10 protein-coding genes are annotated in these 17720 nt (G+C 65.3%); 1 reads left to right on the top strand and 9 read right to left on the bottom strand.

Features of this window, described 5'->3' with window-relative positions; translation table 11 throughout:
• Nucleotides 1-19 precede the first annotated feature (19 nt).
• From F3I62_RS12710 to F3I62_RS12690, 5 genes are all read right to left on the bottom strand, one after another.
• Nucleotides 20-2155 (bottom strand): bifunctional diguanylate cyclase/phosphodiesterase, encoded by a 2136-nt coding sequence (locus F3I62_RS12710; protein ID WP_160490000.1) that lies wholly within the window; start codon nt 2153-2155, stop codon nt 20-22.
• 87 nt (nt 2156-2242) lie between these two features.
• On the bottom strand, nt 2243-6001 hold the full coding sequence (locus F3I62_RS12705) for a CHASE domain-containing protein (RefSeq protein WP_160489999.1): 3759 nt from the start codon (nt 5999-6001) through the stop codon (nt 2243-2245).
• 178 nt (nt 6002-6179) lie between these two features.
• Entirely contained in the window at nt 6180-6863 is a 684-nt protein-coding gene (locus F3I62_RS12700; protein WP_160489998.1) for an OmpA family protein, read from the bottom strand.
• Nucleotides 6864-6948: 85 nt separating this feature from the next.
• Nucleotides 6949-7596 (bottom strand): MBL fold metallo-hydrolase, encoded by a 648-nt coding sequence (locus F3I62_RS12695; protein ID WP_160489997.1) that lies wholly within the window; start codon nt 7594-7596, stop codon nt 6949-6951.
• A gap of 10 nt (nt 7597-7606) precedes the next feature.
• Nucleotides 7607-8635 (bottom strand): AraC family transcriptional regulator, encoded by a 1029-nt coding sequence (locus F3I62_RS12690; protein ID WP_160489996.1) that lies wholly within the window; start codon nt 8633-8635, stop codon nt 7607-7609.
• Nucleotides 8636-8758: 123 nt separating this feature from the next.
• Here F3I62_RS12690 and F3I62_RS12685 point away from each other — a divergent pair, with 123 nt between their 5' ends.
• On the top strand, nt 8759-9592 hold the full coding sequence (locus tag F3I62_RS12685) for a metal-dependent hydrolase (protein ID WP_160489995.1): 834 nt from the start codon (nt 8759-8761) through the stop codon (nt 9590-9592).
• On the opposite strand, the gene F3I62_RS12680 is transcribed toward F3I62_RS12685, so the two are convergent.
• From F3I62_RS12680 to F3I62_RS12665, 4 genes are all read right to left on the bottom strand, one after another.
• Nucleotides 9589-12327, bottom strand: a complete 2739-nt coding sequence (locus F3I62_RS12680; protein WP_160489994.1) for a LuxR C-terminal-related transcriptional regulator — start codon at nt 12325-12327, stop codon at nt 9589-9591. The two genes, F3I62_RS12685 and F3I62_RS12680, sit on opposite strands and share 4 nt — an antisense overlap.
• A gap of 133 nt (nt 12328-12460) precedes the next feature.
• On the bottom strand, nt 12461-13828 hold the full coding sequence (locus F3I62_RS12675; RefSeq protein ID WP_160489993.1) for a DUF1329 domain-containing protein: 1368 nt from the start codon (nt 13826-13828) through the stop codon (nt 12461-12463).
• Nucleotides 13829-13859: 31 nt separating this feature from the next.
• Nucleotides 13860-15782, bottom strand: coding sequence for a DUF1302 domain-containing protein (locus tag F3I62_RS12670; protein WP_160489992.1), 1923 nt, complete (start codon nt 15780-15782; stop codon nt 13860-13862).
• 218 nt (nt 15783-16000) lie between these two features.
• Nucleotides 16001-17683, bottom strand: a complete 1683-nt coding sequence (locus tag F3I62_RS12665) for a fatty acid--CoA ligase (protein WP_160489991.1) — start codon at nt 17681-17683, stop codon at nt 16001-16003.
• Between the last annotated feature and the right edge of the window lie 37 nt (nt 17684-17720).

Genomic DNA, 17720 nt, shown 5'->3' with positions numbered 1-17720 from the left:
TTGCTCAACCGGCGGCCGGTCAGGCCTCGGGCGCCCAGCTATCCCAGTCGAGCCGCGGCGGGAAGGCCGCGGCCTTGTCCACCGCCAGCCCCGGCGCCACCAGGAAGCCCTGCATGGTGGTGCAGCGATGGGCGATCAGCCAGTCGCGCTGGGCGATGGTTTCCACCCCCTCGGCAATCACCTCCAGGCCCAGGTGGTGGCCCAGGTCGATGATGGTGCTGACGATCGCCGCATCCTTGCGCGAATCGAGCATGTTGGCGATGAACAGGCGGTCGATCTTCAGCGTATCCAGCTCGAAATGACGCAGGTAGGCCAGCGACGAATAGCCGGTACCGAAGTCGTCGATGGCGATGCGCACCCCCAGTTCGCGCAGCTGCCGCAACTGCTCGCGGGTGGTGTCGAGGTCCTGCATCAGCGCGCTCTCGGTGACCTCCACCTCCAGCTGCGACGCCTTGAGTTGATGCACCTCCAGCAACCGGCGCAGGTCGCCGACCAGCTGCGGCATGCTGAACTGCACCGGGCTGACGTTGAGGCTGAGCAGCAGCCCTTCGCCGAACGCCTCGCGCCAGGCCCGGCACTGCTGGATGCCGCTCTGGAAGATCCAGTCGCCCAGGCGATTGATCAGCCGGGTTTCCTCCAGCAAGGGGATGAATACCCCAGGCGAGATGGTGCCCGCCACCCGGTGCTGCCAGCGCAGCAAAGCCTCGAAGCCGCGCAGGCGGCCGCTGGCCAGGTCGATCTGCGGCTGGTAGACCAGGACGAAATCGTCCTGCTCGATGGCCGTGCGCAGGCTTTCCTCGAGCATCAGCCGCGAACGCGCGCGGCCGTTCATTTCCGGGGAGAAGAAGCGGTACTGCTGGCGGCCGGCGCGCTTGGCCTCGTACATGGCCATGTCGGCCGCGCGCAGCAGGCCATCCACACTCTGCCCGCATTCGGGGAAGCAGGCGATACCGATGCTGGCGCCGAGGGTGAATTCCAGGCCGTCGATGGCATGCCGCACGGACACCAGCTCGATCAGCTTCTCCGCCACCCGTGCCGCATCCTCCGGATGATCCAGCGAGTCGAGCAGCGCGGTGAACTCGTCGCCGCCCATGCGCGCGAGGATGTCGTAGGGGCGCAGGCAGGTCTTCAGCTGTTCGGCCACGCGACGCAGTATCTGGTCGCCGGCGGCATGGCCGAGGGAATCGTTGACCCGCTTGAAGCCGTCCAGGTCGAGATACAGCACGGCCATGCGCTTGCCGCTGCGATCGATGCGTGACAGCGCCGCCTCCAGCGCCTGGTTGAAGCCGCGGCGGTTGTACAAGCCGGTCAGGGCATCGGTGATCGCCTGCGACTCGAGCTGGGCGTGCAGGTCGCTGACCACCGACATGTCCAGGGCGATCAGCACCATGGCGTCCTGGTACTGCGGCAGTGGCGAGCAGGACAGCGCCACCGGCAGGAAGCCGCCGCTGAAGGTATTGAGTACCGCATCGTGCAGGCGGTAGGTCTGCCCGGCGCGCCATTGCCGGTAGAACTCGGATGCCTGCCAGTCGTCCGGCATGCTCGGCGCCTTCAGGTAGGACAACAGCTGGGTACCCTGCAGGTCGACCACCTCGCCGTGCAGCATGCGCGCCATGGCCGGGTTGGCGAAGCTGATCAGGCCGTCCCGGTCCAGCACCAGGATGCCCTCCGAGGCGTTCTCCAGCACCGAGGCATTGAAGGCCCGTGCGCTGTCCAGCTGCTGGCTGAGCATGAGCAGCTCATGGCGGTGGCGCTCGTGCTCCAGCAGCGCGCTGATCTTGTGCTTGAGCACCTTGGGGTCGAAGGGCTTGAGGATGAAATCCACCGCGCCGATGGCATAGCCATGCAGCACCGAGTCCTCGGTGTGGGCGATGGCCGAGAGAAAGATGATCGGCGTGTGCCGGGTATGCGGGCTGCCGCGCATCAGGCGGGCGACCTCGAAGCCGTCCATCTTCGGCATCTGCACATCGAGCAGGACCAGACCGACCGCCTCGCTGAGCAGGCATTGCAGGGCCGCCTCGCCGGAGCTGACCGTGCGCACGTCCCACTCGCCATCGCCGAGCAGGGCCTCCATCGCCACCAGGTTTTCCTCGCGGTCGTCGACCACCAGCAGCACCTGCTGCTCCACCTGCGTATCAACCTGCATCTGGGCCATGCTGCCCTCCTCCGGCGTCAGCCGGCGCCATTCCAGATGATTGCCCGGCAGCCCAACCGGCCACCGGCATCGACGACATGAATGGGCTCATGCACCACCCTCGGCCCGCCGCAGGGGTTCCGGGGCACTGCTCAGCCAGCGGTGCAGCATCTCCAGCAGGTCCTGGCGGCTGACCGGCTTGGCCAGGTAGTCGTCGGCGCCGGCGGTGATGCACTTCTCCCGGTCACCCTTCATCGCGTGGGCGGTCAGGGCGATCACCGGGACATGGCAGGCGTGCTCCTCCTTGAGCAGGCGGGTGGCGGTGTAGCCGTCCATGCGCGGCATGGCCATGTCCATCAGCACCAGATCGAAGGGCTGGCGGGCGAAGCACTCCAGGGCCTCGACACCATCCTTGGCCGGGGTCACGACCAGGCCCACCTCATCCAGCAGCGCGGTCATCGCATAGATATTGCGCACGTCGTCGTCCACCAGCAGCACGCGCTGGCCCGCCAGGCTCGAGCTGTCGGCCGGCGGTTCGCGCACCAGGGACAGGAAGCCCTGCAACGCGGCACTGAGCGGACGCAGGTCGTCGCCGTTCTTGCGCACCACCACCGCCGAATAGCGGCGCAGGCGCTGCAGGTCCTGGCGGGCGACATCCAGGCCGGTGTTGATCACCACCAGGGTGGAATGCAGCGGACGCTCCCGGTGCAGGGTCTCGAGCAGGTCGAAGCCGTCCTGGTCCGGCAGGTCGAGGTCGATCACCAGCGCGCTGAACCCCTGTGCGGCATAGGCCTGGCAGGCCTGCTGGGCACTGCTCACCGCGGTCACGCTGAAGCCGAGCTGGCTCAGGTGCTCGCGGTAGTGCTCGCGCTCCACCTCGACATCCTCGACCAGCAGCAGCGGGCGGACCGCCTGGCCCAGCCCGGCGAGGTCATGGAACACCTGTTCCAGGTCGCCGCGGCCGATCGGCTTGACCAGGTAGCGCGTGCCGCCGTCCTGCCAGTCCTGCGGCTGCGGCACGCAGGAGATGATGTGCACCGGCACGTCGCGGTAGTGCACCAGGCTGCGCAGGCGCCGGTAGATCTGCCAGCCACTGACGTCCGGCAGGAGGATGTCGAGGATCACCGCGACGAATCGCTCGTTCTGCAGCAGGCCGATGGCCTGCTTGCCGCTGCGGCAGAGCACGCTGGAGAAACCGTGGGCCGTGGCCTCCTCGGCAATCACCGAGGCGAAGTTGGCATCGTCCTCGACGATCAGCAGGGCCGGCCCATGGCCGCTGCGCACCGGTGCGCTGCTCAGCGGCTCGTCGCTCTCCACCTGGGCCAGGGCCACCACCGGCAGCTGCACGATGAAGCTGGAGCCCTGGCCCTGGGTACTCTGCAGGCTGATCCGGCCTCCGAGCACCTCGACCAGCTGGCGGGTGATGGCCAGGCCCAGGCCGGTGCCGCCAAAGCGCCGACTGGTCGACCCGTCGATCTGCTGGAAGGCCTGGAAGATCCGCTCGTGCTGCTCCGCCGCGATGCCGATGCCGGTATCGCGGACGACGATCTGCAGGGTCTCGCGCTCATCGTCCAGGGGCGTCGGCGAACGGCTGATGGACAGCTCCACCTCCCCCGCCTCGGTGAACTTCAGGGCATTGGACAGCAGGTTGCGCAGGATCTGGTGCAGGCGCCCGCGGTCGCTGTGGATTACCCGCGGCACCCCGGGCTCCATGCTGTTGAGCAGGCGCAGGCCCTTGAGTTCGGCCATCGGCCGCAGGCTGGCGTCCAGCTCCACCAGCATGTCGTGCACGTTCAGCGGCTCCAGCTTGAGCTGCACCCGGCCGGCCTCGATCTTGGCCAGGTCGAGCACATCGTTGATCAGCTGCAGCAGGTCGTTGCCGGCCTTGTAGACGATGTCCGCATGCTTGACCTGCTTCTCGGTGAGGTTGCCGGCCATATTCTGCTTGAGCTGCTCGCTGAGGATCAGGATGCTGTTCAGCGGCGTGCGCAGCTCGTGGGACATGTTGGCGAGGAATTCGGACTTGTAACGGTTGGCCAGCGCCAGCTGCTCGGCCTGCTCGCGCAGGCGCTGCTCGGCGGCCTTGCGCTCGCTGATATCGATGATCACCGCCTGCACCAGCATGTCGGAACCGCTGCGCAAAGGCGACAGGCCGACCTCCAGGGGAATCAGCCGGCCATCGCGGTGCTGGCCGAACAGCTCGCGGTTGCCACCCATGCGCCGTGGCGACGGGTCATTGAGAAAGCCCTCGCGCAGGTGCGGGTGCATCTTGCGCAGGGACTCCGGCAACAGCTGCTCGACCGGCTGGCCGAGCAGCTCGTCGCGTGCGTAGCCGAACATCAGCTCGGTCTGCCGGTTGACCATGGCCACCAGGCCCTGGCCGTCGACCAGCACGATGGCATTGGGCGAGGCCTCGACCACCAGGCGAAAACGCTCCTCGGCGGCGCGCCGTTCGCTGATGTCGATGATCACCGCCTGCACCAGCGTCTCGTTGCCGGCGCGGATCGGCGACAGCCCCACCTCCAGCGGGATCAGCCGGCCATCGCGATGCTGGCCGAACAGCTCGCGGTTGCCGCCCATGCGGCGCGGCTCCGGTGCGCTCTGGTAGTCCTCGCGCAGGCCGGCATGGGCCATGCGCATGGACTCGGGCAGCAGCTTCTCCACCGCCTGGCCCAGCAATTCGGCACGGCTATAGCCGAACATCAGCTCGGTCTGCCGGTTGACCATGGCGATATGCCCGCGGCTGTCGGCCAGCACGATGGCATTGGGCGAGGCCTCGACCACCAGGCGGAAGCGTTCCTCGCGCTCGCGCACCCCCTGATTGAGGCGCTCCGCGTTGGCCAGCGCGCGCTCGCGCAGGAACAGGTAGCCGCCGACCAGCAAGGACAGCAGCAGGGCCGCCAGCAGGCCGGTGCCCAGGCCGATGCTCAGGCTGCTGTTGTGCACCGCCTGCTCGTAGCGCGGCGTGCTGCTGACCTTCAGCAGCCAGGTGCGGCCATAGATGTTCAGCGTGCGCTGGGTTTCGAAGCGCGCCACATGGCCCTGCGCCGTGCTCTCGCGCAGCAGCGGATTGGCGGCATTCTGGCTGTCGGTCAGCTCGATGCCGAACAGCTCGCTGCTGCTGCCGAGGATGCCGCGCATCAGGTCGGCCATGCGAAAGGTGCCGGAAACCATGCCCTGCACCGCCGTCCGCCGCTCCTCGATGCTGGCCTGCGGCGCGTTCTGCCGGTACACCGGCAGATACAGCAGCAGGCCGGCCTGCACGTCCTGCTCGGTTTCCTGGCGCAGCTTGAGCGGCCCGGTCAATACCGCCTCGCCGCTGTCACGGGCCTGCACTATGGCCTGCCGGCGAGTCGCCTCGCTGAACATGTCGAAACCCAGGGCGCGGCGGTTGCGCCAGTCCAGCGGGTGGATGAAGTCGACGATCAGGTACTCGTCGCGCGGTCCCGGCGGGTAGGCCTGAAACCCCGTACGCCCACTGGCGCGGGTTTGCTGGATGTAGGGCTCCAGCTCGGCGCCGCGCAGGTAGCGCCCCCAGCTCAGGGCCTGAATGCCCGGGTAGCGTTCCTGCAGTTGCAGCTGGTCGGTCGCCCGCTGCCACTCCTCGTGTGACACGTCGCTGCTGCCCGCCATCAGCCCGGACATGCCGCGCAGCACCAGCTCGTAGGCCAGCATGCGTTCGCGCACGCTCTGCTCGACACCATCCACCGCCAGGGCGAAACGGCCGTCCTGCTCTTCCCGGCTGTTGGCCCCCAGCACCAGCCACTGCCAGGTCACCAGCGCGCTCAAGACGACCAGCAGGAGCAGGGTGACCAGCAGGGGAATCCAGGGTTTTCGCGCGGGGTTAGTAGAGGCGATGTCGTCCATGAGCTCTCCTGATCCATTATCGGCACGGGCTCAAGAAGGCGAGCCGGGCCGCTGCAACCTGCACACGCAAGGCATATGTTGAGCAGTTTAGTCAGGATTTTAAGGCGTACGACTCTCTCGACGGACGGCAGCCGAAATGCAAAAGGCCCCTGAACGGGGCCTTTTGTCTGAACCGGGTTTACTGCTGGCCGGGCAGCGGCCGCAGGTTGATTTCCACCCGGCGATTCTGCGAGCGCCCCGCCTCGCTGGCATTGCTGGCAATGGGCTGGTCCGGGCCGGCGCCACGGGTCGTCACCCGGGCGGCGTTGACGCCCTGCGCCAGCAGGTAGTTGGCCACGCTCTGCGCCCGGCGCTGGGACAAGCCCATGTTGTAGGCATGGCTGCCGGTGCTGTCGGTGTGGCCGACGATCTCGATGCTGTTCTGCTCATACTGGCGGAACGAGGTCGCCAGGTTGTTCAGCGGGGTATAGAAGTTGCTGGCGATGTCCGCCGAGTCGGTGGCGAAGGTGATGTTGCCGGGCATGATCAACTGGATGTTGTCGCCCTGGCGCTCGACCTGCACACCGGTGCCCTCCATGCTGCGGCGCAGTTCGGCCTCCTGCTTGTCCACGTAGTAGCCGTAGCCCGCACCGGCGGCACCGGCCACCGCGGCACCGATCAGCGCGCCCTTGCCGCGGTCGTCATGGTTGATCGCCGCACCGGCAACCGCCCCCGCCAGAGCACCGAGGCCGCCGTACTTGGCGGTCTTGCTCATGCCATCGGAGCCGGTGGAGGTCTGGCTGTCGTAGGGGTTTTGCGAGGCACAGCCGCTCACCAAGGCGACCAGGGTGGCAGTGAGGATCAGGCGTGAAGGGGTGAACATGGTTGCAGCTCCTGAGGCAATTGGCTTTGCCAGTCTTCTGGTTGGCGAAGTTTAGAACAGCGCGCGGGGAGAAAGATTCCCGTAATCAGGCGCGGATAAAGGGATTTTCCCGCATCTCGTCGCCCAGCCGCGTTTGCGGCCCATGCCCGGTGATCACGGTGGCCTCTTCATCCAGGCAGTACAGGCGCTGCCTGATCGAGCGCTCGATGGTGGCGTAATCGCCGCCCCACAGGTCGGTGCGGCCGATGCCACGACGGAACAGGGTGTCGCCGGCGATCAGCAGCTTGTCCTGGGGAAACCAGAAACTCATCGAGCCCGGGGTGTGCCCGGGAGTATGCAACGCCACGCCACAGCCGCAGGCCAGCTCTTCGTCGTCGGCCAGCCACTGATCCGGGGCCGGCACCGGACGGTAGGGCACGCCGAACATGCGGCACTGCATCTCCAGGTTGTCCCAGAGGAACTGGTCTTCCTGGTGCAGGTGCAGGGTCGCACCGGTCAACTCCTTCAGCTGCCCGGAAGCGAGGAAGTGATCCAGGTGGGCGTGGGTGTGAATGATGCTGACCAGTTGCAGACCGTGGGCCTGCAGGCGCGCCAGGATCAGCTCGGGCTCGCCACCCGGGTCGACCACTATGGCCTTCTTGCTGACCGGATCGCCAATCAGGGTGCAGTTGCACTGCAACGGCCCGACCGGGAAGGTTTCGCGGATCAGGCTGGGCGCTGGGCTGGTGGTCATCTGGCAGTCCTCATCGGTGAGCGGGGCCGGCACGATAATCGCTCGGCTGCCGCCCCGTCCATTTGCGAAAGGCCCGGCGAAAATTGGAGGGGTCGCTGTAGCCTAGCAGCACGGCGATTTCGTAGAGCGGCAGGTGCGTGGTGCCCAGGTATTGCAGGGCCAGGCTCCTGCGGACTTGGTCGAGGACCTGCTGGTAGCTGGTGCCGGCGGTGGCCAGGTGGCGGCGCAGGCTGCGCCCGCTGATGTGCAGGGCTCGGGCCGCGCTGTCCAGATCCGGGAAGTCGCCGGGGCGCGCCAGCAGCAGGCGGCGCACCCGGCTGAGCAAGCCATCCTGCACATCGAGGGTGGCCAGCAGCGCCTCGCACTGTTGCTCGCACATCTGCATGGTGGCCGGGTTGGCCAGGGCCATGGGCCGTTCGAGATAGACCTTGGGCAGGGTCAGCCAGTGCCAGGGCTGTTCGAAGGCCGCGGCACAACCGAACACCTCGGCATAGCGCCAGGCATGCTCGGGCGCCGGATAAGCGAAGCCCACGGCCACGCCCTGTGGCAATTCGCCAAGCAGGAACCGGGCAATGCCATAGAGGCTGGCGAACAGCCCTTCGGCGGCAAAGCGGCTGAGACCGGCCAGGGGAATCGACTCGCTGGCCCGCAACTCCAGGCACTCGTCACGTTCGACCAGCTGCAGGTCGAAGGTCAGCCCCAGCACCCGGTAGTACTTCAAGGCAAAGTGGATGGCCTTGTCCAGGGTCGCGCTCGAGAGCAGTGCATAACCGAGGATGCCGTGCGCCGAGGCATTCAGGCGCTGGCCCAGGAGCAGCCCCAGCGCCGGCTCGGCGGTTGCCACCAGGGCAGCACTGGCCAGCTGGTGGAAGTCGGCGAGCGACAGGCGCCCCGTGGGGTTTTGCAGCACCGGCAGGGACACGCCCGCCGCAGCCAGCAGCCGCTCGCGCGGCACCGCGAGGCTGGCGGCCAGCTCGAGCAAGGCCTCGGCATAGGCCAGTGGCACCAGTTCGGCATGGAGGGCAAGGCGCTTGGTCATGAAAGCGTCACCACTGGGCCAATGGCCGGAAATGACCCGAAGATTGGCAGAAGATAACCTTGTCCGCTGAAGACCGGCAAGCCCATAGTCTGGGCAAACAATAACAACCAGATGGGGAACGAAATGCCCAGCCCAACCCCGCCGGACCTGCAGATCAAGCCGCGCCAACCGGCCTTCACCCTGCCCCAGCCCTGGTCCCGCCACTGGCATGGTGGCGATGCCTTCAAGAGCCATTTTTTCGATGCCATGTCGCTGCTATTTCCCGATGGCGAACGCTTCTTCATCGACTCGGTGCGCCATTACCGCGACCAGGTGACCGACCCGCAACTGCAAAAGCAGATCGGCGGCTTCATCGGCCAGGAAGCCCACCATAGCCGCGAGCATGATCGCTACAGCCTGGCTCTGCGCCAGTGCGGCTACGACCTCGACTACCTGGAGCACCGCCTGAAACGGCGCCTGGCCTTCGTGCGCAAGCACCTGCCAGCCAAGGTGCACCTGGCCTCGACCGTGGCGGTTGAGCACTTCACCGCGATCATGGCCGACGCAATTTTGAAGAATCCGCAGTGGCTGGCCGGCGCTGATCCGGACATGGCAAAACTCTGGCGCTGGCATGCCCTGGAGGAAAGCGAACACAAGGCCGTGGCCTTCGATCTCTACCAGCAGGTGCACGGCAGCCCTTGGCTGAGACGGCGCGCCATGCTGCACAGCACGCTGTACTTCTCCCTGGATACCTTCAAGGGTCTGGTCCACATGCTCAAGCGCGACGGCCTGCTGTGGAACTGGCGAATCTGGCGCGACGGCCTGGGCTGGCTGTGGGGCAGTCGCGGCATCCTGCGGCCGCTGGTGCGTACCTATCTGGATTTCTACAAGGCCGACTTCCACCCCTGGCAGCACGACAACCTGCAGCTGATTCTGGACTACCGCCGCGAGTTCGATACCCCGGCCGAGGCGCTCTAGCGCAACAGCCCCAGGCTTTTCGCCCGGGCCACGGCCTGGGTGCGGCGCTCCACGCCCAGCTTGCTGTTGATGTGCCGGGCGTGGGTCTTGACCGTGTGCAGGGAAATGAACAGGCGCTCGCTGATCTGCTGGTTCGAACAGCCCAGGGCGATCAGGCGCAGCACCGCCAGCTCGCGACTGCTCAGGGTCTCCGCCACGCCCAGGGCGGCGAAGTCCTCGGCGACCTCTTCGGCTTGCGGCAGGTGCAACTGCAGGGCTTCACTCAGGGCGCTGGCGGGCATCGCCTGCAACTGCTCCTGCAACCACCCAGGCTGATGCGACAACAGCTCGTGGAACGGCAGCACGCAACCACCGGCAGCGGCCTCCAGGCAGCCGAGCAACTGCTGCTGGGCTTCACGCTCACGCCCGGTCGAATGCAGCAGCAGGGTCAACTGGACCTGGGCGAAACCGCCGATCAGCTGCCCGCCACAGCTCTGGGCCCGCACGATCAGCGCACGCAAGCGCCGCTCGGCGTCGTCCACCAGACCCTGGCGACGCTCCAGGGCGGCCCGGTGAATCTCGATATGCAGGGGCAGCTGAGGGTGGAACTCCGGCGCCGCCGCCGCGTGCTCGCCACCGTAGGTGTCGGCCAGGCGCAGCAGCCAGGCGCTGGCCAGCTCGACCTGGCCCTGGGTCAGCCACAGCTCGCACTTGGCCAGAGTGATCATCGCCAGGTAATACACCGGTGGCACATCCCAGATGTGCATCAGACGCTCGGCCTCGGCCAACTGGGCGAAGGCCTCGGTAAAGCGGCCAGCGCGGCCTTCCTGGCTGGCCAGTACGCAATAGCCGATCAGCAGGCTGATGTCGCGGCAACCACGCGCCTCGGCGATCCCCTGCAGCAGGTAGCGCCTGGCCTCCTCCGGCTGCAGCAACAAGGTCAGCAGCAAACCCTGATACAGGGTAAGGCGGGCACGCACGGCATACAGGCGCTGCGCCGGCAATTCCTGCAGGCGACCCAGGCCATGGCGCACCTCGTCCAGGGCCCGGGTCGCTTCCCCGCGCGCCACCAGCACCCGCGCCCGTTCGTAGTGGCAGAAGCCTTCGAACAGCGGATTGCCCTGGCGCTGCGCCAGCTCCAGGGCCTCGCGGTTGAGCCCGCGCGCGCGCCACAGATCGCCCTTGACCACGGCCAGGTTGGCCAGGGTCGACAGGCACAGCAGACGCGGACCGAAGCGCGTGGCCGGCAGAGTCGCCAGGGCAGCCGTGCAGTACTCCTCGGCACGCTGGCTATCACCGCGACCGCGGGCGATCACCCCGCTGACGGCCAGCCACTGGGCCAGCAGCGACTGCTGTTCCTGGGCCGTCGGCGCCGGCAGGAAACGCATCAGCTGGCCGGCCAGATCTTCTGCCGCATCCAGCTGGCAGGCCAGGGCCAGCACCCAGCTGTACAGCACGATCAGGCGCGGCGTGCTGCTCAGCAGGCTGTCGGGCAGGTCCATCTTCCAACGCAGCAGCATGGCGACATTCTGCTCGGCCAGCAGGTGCTCCTCGGACAGGCTCTGCACCAGACTCGCCGCCACATCCGGCTGGCCGGCACGCAAAGCCTGCTCCACCGCCTCGTCGAGCAGACCCTGGGCGCTGAACCAGCGGCAAGCCCGCAGGTGCAGGCTGGACTGTGGCATGGACATGCCCCGCGCCGGGCTGGCGCGCAGCAGATCGGAAAACAGGTGGTGATAGCGGAACCAGCGGCCCTGCTCATCCAGCGGCACCAGAAACACCTGGTTGGCCTGCAGGTGCTGCAGGATCGCGGCACTGTCATGGCTGTCGCGCAGCGCATCGCAGAGCTCGACGCAGAAGCGTTCCAGGCAGGCGGTGTCGTACAGAAAACCCTGCACCTCGGCCGGCTGGCGCTCGATCACCTCTTCCAGCAGGTAGTCGCGAATCAGCCCCTGGGCACCGTGCAGGTCCTGCGCAAGCTCCTCGGTACCGCCCTCGTCGCTGGCCAGCAGCCAGAGACGCAGGCCGGCCACCCAGCCCTCGCTGCGCTGCAGCAGGTTGTGCAGAGCCTCGCCGGGTAGGCTGGAGCCCTGGCTGCTGAGTAGCTCATGGGTTTCCTCGGGAGTTAAGCGCAGGTCCTGCTCCTGCAGCTCGAGCAGCTGCCGCGACAGGCGCAGACGCGCCAGATGCCAGTCCGGACGCTGGCGGCTGGTGACCAGCAACAGCAGGCCGGTCGGCAGATGGTTGAGAAAGAACTGCAGGCAGCGATCCAGCACCGGCCCCTGGGCCAGGTGGTAGTCGTCCAGCACCAGCAGCAGCGGCGCCGCCGGATCCAGGCGCTGGCCCAGCTCGTCGAGCAGGCCGTCGAGCAGCTCCTCGAAGGCGAACGGCTGATGGCGCTGGCGCATCTTCAGCAGGCCGAGCGCCTCCTCGCCGAGTCCCGGGAACGACTGGCGCAAGCCATCCAGCAGGCGTTCGAGAAAACGCCCGGGGTCGCTATCACGGCGGCTCAGACCCAGCCACAGGCTTTGCCAATGCGCGGGCAGGCGCTCGCAGAATTCGATGGCCAGGGAACTCTTGCCAAACCCCGCCGGAGCGCAGACCAACAGCAGGCGCCCGCTCATGCCCTCGGCCAGCCGTTCGCACAGGCGCGGGCGCAGCACATGGCCGGCGGGCAGTGGCGGACGGAAGAAGCGCCCATCCCCCGAACTGACAGGGAAACAGGCGAGGCTGGGCGAGCGGGACAGATCGGACACGGGGCAGAGGGTGGCTCTTGGCAGACTATGTGCCCGCAGCCTATCCCCTTGTTCCGCGCATTTGAAGCCCGCTGCGTATCCACAAAGAAAAAAGCCGGCACAAGGCCGGCTTTTTCCTGGAGCGGGTCGCGGATTAACGCACGCCAGCCTGACGCAGGGCGGCAGGGGTGTAGTCGCTGGTACCGGCCTTGTAGTTGAAGTCGTAGGATTGTTTTTCCTCGTTCTTCATGCCCAGGGCCAGGTAACGACCGGAGATGATGTCGTACAGGGTTTCCACGGTGTACCACGGTACTTGCTTGTCGTAGTAGTACTGCGAGTGGGCTTCGGCAACACGCCAGAGGGCGCCACGACCGTCGTAGTGGTCGATCACCGCGGCTTGCCAGGTATCCTCATCCATGTACACATCACGCTTGGCGTAGATGTGACGCTCGCCGGACTTCAGGGTACCGGTCACGTGCCACACGCGGTGCAGCTCGTAGCGGCTCAGGTCCTGGTTGATGTGACCGGCCTTGACGATATCGGCGTACTTCAGCTTCGGCGAATCGAGGTCGTAGGTGTTGTACGGGATGTAGATTTCCTTCTTGCCGACCAGCTTCCAGTCGTAACGGTCGGGAGCACCGTTGTACATGTCGAAGTTGTCGGAAGTACGCAGGCCGTCGGCAGCGGTGCCTGGGCCGTCATAGGAAACCTGCGGGGCACGGCGCACGCGACGCTGACCGGCGTTGTACAGCCAGGCCAGACGCGGCTCCTTCACCTGGTTGAGGGTCTCGTGCACCAGCAGCACGTTACCGGCCAGACGCGACGGCGCGGTTACACGCTGCTTGAAGTAGAACAGGATGTTGCTCGGCTTGCTCGGGTCGTAGTCGGTCAGACTGGTCGGGAAGCTGAACTCGTCCTGGAAGTACACCAGGCTGTAGGAACCGTTCTGTTGCGGAGTGGCCTGGGTGACCAGACGACGCACGCTGCCGCCGCGGTAACGGGTGATCTGGTTCCAGATCGCTTCCAGGCCGTTCTGCGGCATCGGGAAGGGGTACGCGGACTTGAAGTTCTCCAGACCGTTGCCACCCTCGACCAGCTTGGTGTTGGCGGCGTTGAACTTGGCATCGTCCTGCACGTTCTGCGGCACGGTGGCGGAACGGTGGGTCGTGTACACCGGAATCTTGTAGCTGTCCGGGTAGCGCTTGAACATCGCCAGCTGGCCGGGGGTCAGCTTGTCCTTGTACTGATCGACGTTCTGCGCGGTGATGGTGAACAGCGGCTTCTCACCAGCGAACGGGTTGGACAGGAAACCGCGGTCATCCGCAGTGCCGGCGTTCTTCGGCAGGCCGCCGGTCCACTCCGGAATGCTGCCATCGGCATTGCCGGCTTTTTCCGCGCCCAGCGGGGTCAGGCTGTTGCCCAGTTTGGCGACTTCGTCGGCCGATACGGCGGCCATCACGCTGGAGGCCAGCAGAGACAAGGCCAGAGCACCGGATTGCAGCAAGAACTTGGTTGTTTTCATTTGCATGTCTTTCCTCAATGATCCTGAGCGCTTAGAAGTTCGCGCCGAAGCTGAGCGCTACGAAGTCACGGTCGATCGAAGTGTTGTAGTCGCCACCGAAGAAGTCGGTGTAGGACAGGTTGGCGGTGTAGGTGTTCTGGTATTCGGCTTCCACCGCCAGACTGACGGCCTTCGCGTCCTCGGTGAACAGGTTGTTCGGACCATAACCGTCCACATCATGGGACCAGGCAATGCTCGGCTTGAGGTTGATACCGGCGAACACGTCCGGGTAATCCCAGATGGCACGAGCTCGATAGCCCCAGGAAGTGGAGGTAACGAAGCCGTCGTCATTGCAGTACTTGCTGACATTCTCAGCTGCCGCGTTGCCCAGAGTACCCACGTTCAGGGCCTCGCAGGTCGGCCGACCGCTAAGGGTGCCTGGCAGCTCGCCCGGGCCATAGATCGGATCGCGGCCATAGCGAACTTCGCTGCTGTCCTCAAGACCGCCAACGTGAGCCACACCGACTTCACCCACCAGAGTCAGACGGGACGCCCCCATGACCTGATCGAAGAAGTGAGTGAAAGTGGTCTGGAACTGGGTGATTTCCTTGCGACGATAGCCATGCAGATCGCTGTCCGCCTGACCATCCAGCAACGACGCATTTGCGTAAACCGGGGTGCCACCAATGCTGATTGGAGCCAGACCAGCATAAAGGATGTCAGTGGTGTTCAATTGCACCGGAGCATTCGGGCGGTAGCTCACCTCACCAGCCCATGCCGTACCAGTGGGCAGCGTGGTGGAGAAGCTCAGACCATAGAGACGGATATCTTCCGGGTACTCCATGAAGTAGCTACCGTTGCCTGCCATGCCAGCCGCCGCCAAACGAGCGGCCGTGGAAACACCCACAAGACCGGCAGCCATAGTGGCAACGGAGTTAATGGTGTCAACCGCCCCCTGGGAAGGACCACCACCACTGAACACCGGGGTGCGGCTGTGGTAGTTCATGAAGTAGGCACCGAACTCGGTATCCAGCGGCTCGGAGAAATAACGCAGGGCCGTACCGAACTGGCCGCTGTCGCGAGCGTCACGATCGCCACCACGACGGACCACGATGCCCTCATTCCAAGGGGAGCTCTGGATACCATAGCCAGCCGGTTCCAGGAAGGTGTTCACGAGGGCGATCGAGGAAGGATTGTTGCTCAGCACCGCCAGGTTCTGGTCGCAACCATCCGCAACAATGTCGGCCTGGGAGAAGAAAGTACCGCAGTTGTCGACTACGGTCTGTTCCCACTCGAGCTGGTAGAAGGCCTCGGCAGACAGGTTCTCGGTCAGACTCTGGGAGACGTAGAACATGTTGACCGGGATCAGGCCTTCCTTGATTTCGGCGCCTGGGCGGCGGAAAGCGGAGACGTCAACCGGGTTGATGGCGTTGATGCTGTTCTGGATGAAGGTACTTTCACCCCAGCTGACCACCTGCTTGCCCAAGCGCACCGAGCCTGGCTGCTCGCCGATGGAGTAGTTGTGGTAGACGAAGGCGTCGAGGATCTCCGCCCCGGAAGCCTGAGCACCTTCCTTGCGATTGGAATCGTCGATGTCCTTGAACAGACGGCTCTCGTCCTTCAGTTCGAAGTCGTACCAGTATTTGCCGCGAACGAAGACGCCGGTGTCGCCGTACTTCAGCTCCAGGTCATGGATGCCCTTGAAGATCTTCGAGAAGGTCTCGCCCTTCTTGAAGTTCATGTGACCGTCATCTGAGGTCTGGGATAGACCGTCACCGCCATTGTTGACCCCGATCAGATCACGATCCGCGCCGCGCACCGACCAACTGGCACCGACAGACAGAGAAGAATCGAGCTGACCCTCGATCTCACCGACATTGAAGGTGACACCGAATGCCGGGGCAGCGAGTGTGGAGGCAAGACTTACGGCCAGCGGCAGCTTGGCCATCCGCCAGAACGGTTGAGTTGTTGTCATCGACGCTACTCCATGTGTTTTTTGTTATGGATGGTGCGGACTATAGCCAGCGGCCTTCTCGGCTTGATCCCCCGAAAGTGTGATTTCCGGGCGCCAACCTCTCTAGACCGCTGAGTCACAAAATCTGGCGCAGGTTGAAAGCCCGTTCTGCGACAGCAATTTATAAGCCAAGCGTTTGCTTGGCTCCGGTAAAAGCATGAAAAGGTACGAAATAGCGGTCACAGGGTCGACAGGAAGGCACTCCCCGAGGCCTGCCACTGGGCGATATCCAGGCGAATGCGTTTCTTGTCCAGCTTGCCGACACTGGTCTTGGGAATATCGGTAACAAGTGCAATCTGGCTGGGTATCGCCCACTTGTTGATATGCCCCTGCTCGACGAAGGGTTTCAGGTGTTCCTTGAGGCCACGCGCATCCAGGCTTTGTCCCTCGCGCAGCACCAGCAGGGCAAAGGGACGCTCGCCCCACTGCGGATCGGGGATACCCACCACCGCCACCTCGCGTACCGCCGGGTGACGACTGATCAGGTCCTCCAGTTCCAGGGAGGACAGCCACTCGCCACCGGTCTTGATCACATCTTTGATGCGATCGCGGATGTCGATGAAGCCGAAGTCGTCCAGGGTGGCGACGTCACCGGTGTGCAGCCAGCCGTGCTGCCACAGCTCGGCGCCCTTCTCCGGCTCGCGGAAGTAGCCCATGGTCAGCCAAGGCGCGCGCAGCACCAACTCGCCCTGGGTCTCGCCATCGGCGGGCAGCAGGCGCCCGTCCGCGGCCATGATAGCCGCCTCGACCAGCGGTACCGGTACGCCGGCCTTGATCCGGTAGGTGGTGCGCTCGTCCTCGCTACCCGCCAGCAGCTCGTCGTTGATATGCGCGCAGGAGATCAGCGGGCAGGTCTCGGACATGCCGTAGGCCGCCGTCAGCTGGATGCCACGCGCCTTGGCCACCTCGTACAGGGCGCGATTCAGTGCGCTGCCGCCGATGATCACCTTCAACCCAGCGAAGTCATAGCCCTGGGCGCTGGGAGCGTTGAGCATCATCTGCAGGATGGTCGGCACGCAATGGGAGAAGGTCACTTTCTCCTCGCGAATCAGCCGGCACAGCATGTCCGGCTCATAGCGACCGGGATAGACCTGCTTGATGCCAAGCATGGTGGCGACGTACGGAATGCCCCAGGCGTGCACGTGGAACATCGGGGTGATCGGCATGTACACGTCGTTGGTGCCGAGCAGGCGTACGCTGTCCAGACTGCCCAGCACGCTGGCTTCGGCCAGGGTGTGCAGCACCAGCTGGCGATGGGTGAAGTACACGCCCTTGGGATTGCCGGTGGTGCCGGTGGTGTAGAAGGTGGTGGCCACCGAGTTTTCGTCGAAATCCGGGAAGTCGTACTGCGCGCTGGCCGCGGCCAGCAGGCGCTCGTACTCGCCCAGCAGGTTGGGCAGCTCGGCGCTCTTCTCGGCGCCATCGGTGAGCAGCAGGGTCTTCTCCACAGTGGTCAGCTGACTGGCAACCGACTGATACAGCGGGACGAACTCGCTGTTGACCAGCACGAACCTGTCCTCGGCATGGTTCATGGTGTAGAGGATCTGCTCGGCCGACAGGCGGATGTTGATGGTGTGCAGCACCGCGCCGATCATCGGAATGGCGAACATGCATTCCAGGTAACGATGGCTGTCCCAGTCCATCACCGCCACGGTGTCGCCCGCCTTCACCCCCGCCGCGCTCAGCACATTGGCCAGGCGCGCCACACGCTCGTTGAAGGTGGCATAGCTGTAGCGCAACTGGTCGCGGTAGACGATCTCGCGGGTCTTCTCGTAGCGGATGCCGGAGAGCAACAGGCGCTTGATCAGCAGTGGCGCTTCGTGCGCGTTGTCAGCCGGTGGAATGACACGGGTCTGCAGCATGGCGGGGTCCTTTTCTTGGAGTTTTTCTATGGCGCTC

The sequence above is a fragment of the Pseudomonas sp. R-28-1W-6 genome (assembly GCF_009799925.1).
GTDB lineage: Bacteria > Pseudomonadota > Gammaproteobacteria > Pseudomonadales > Pseudomonadaceae > Aquipseudomonas.
Note: the sequence above shows the minus strand (reverse complement) of the source record. Positions and strands in the feature narration are given on the sequence as shown.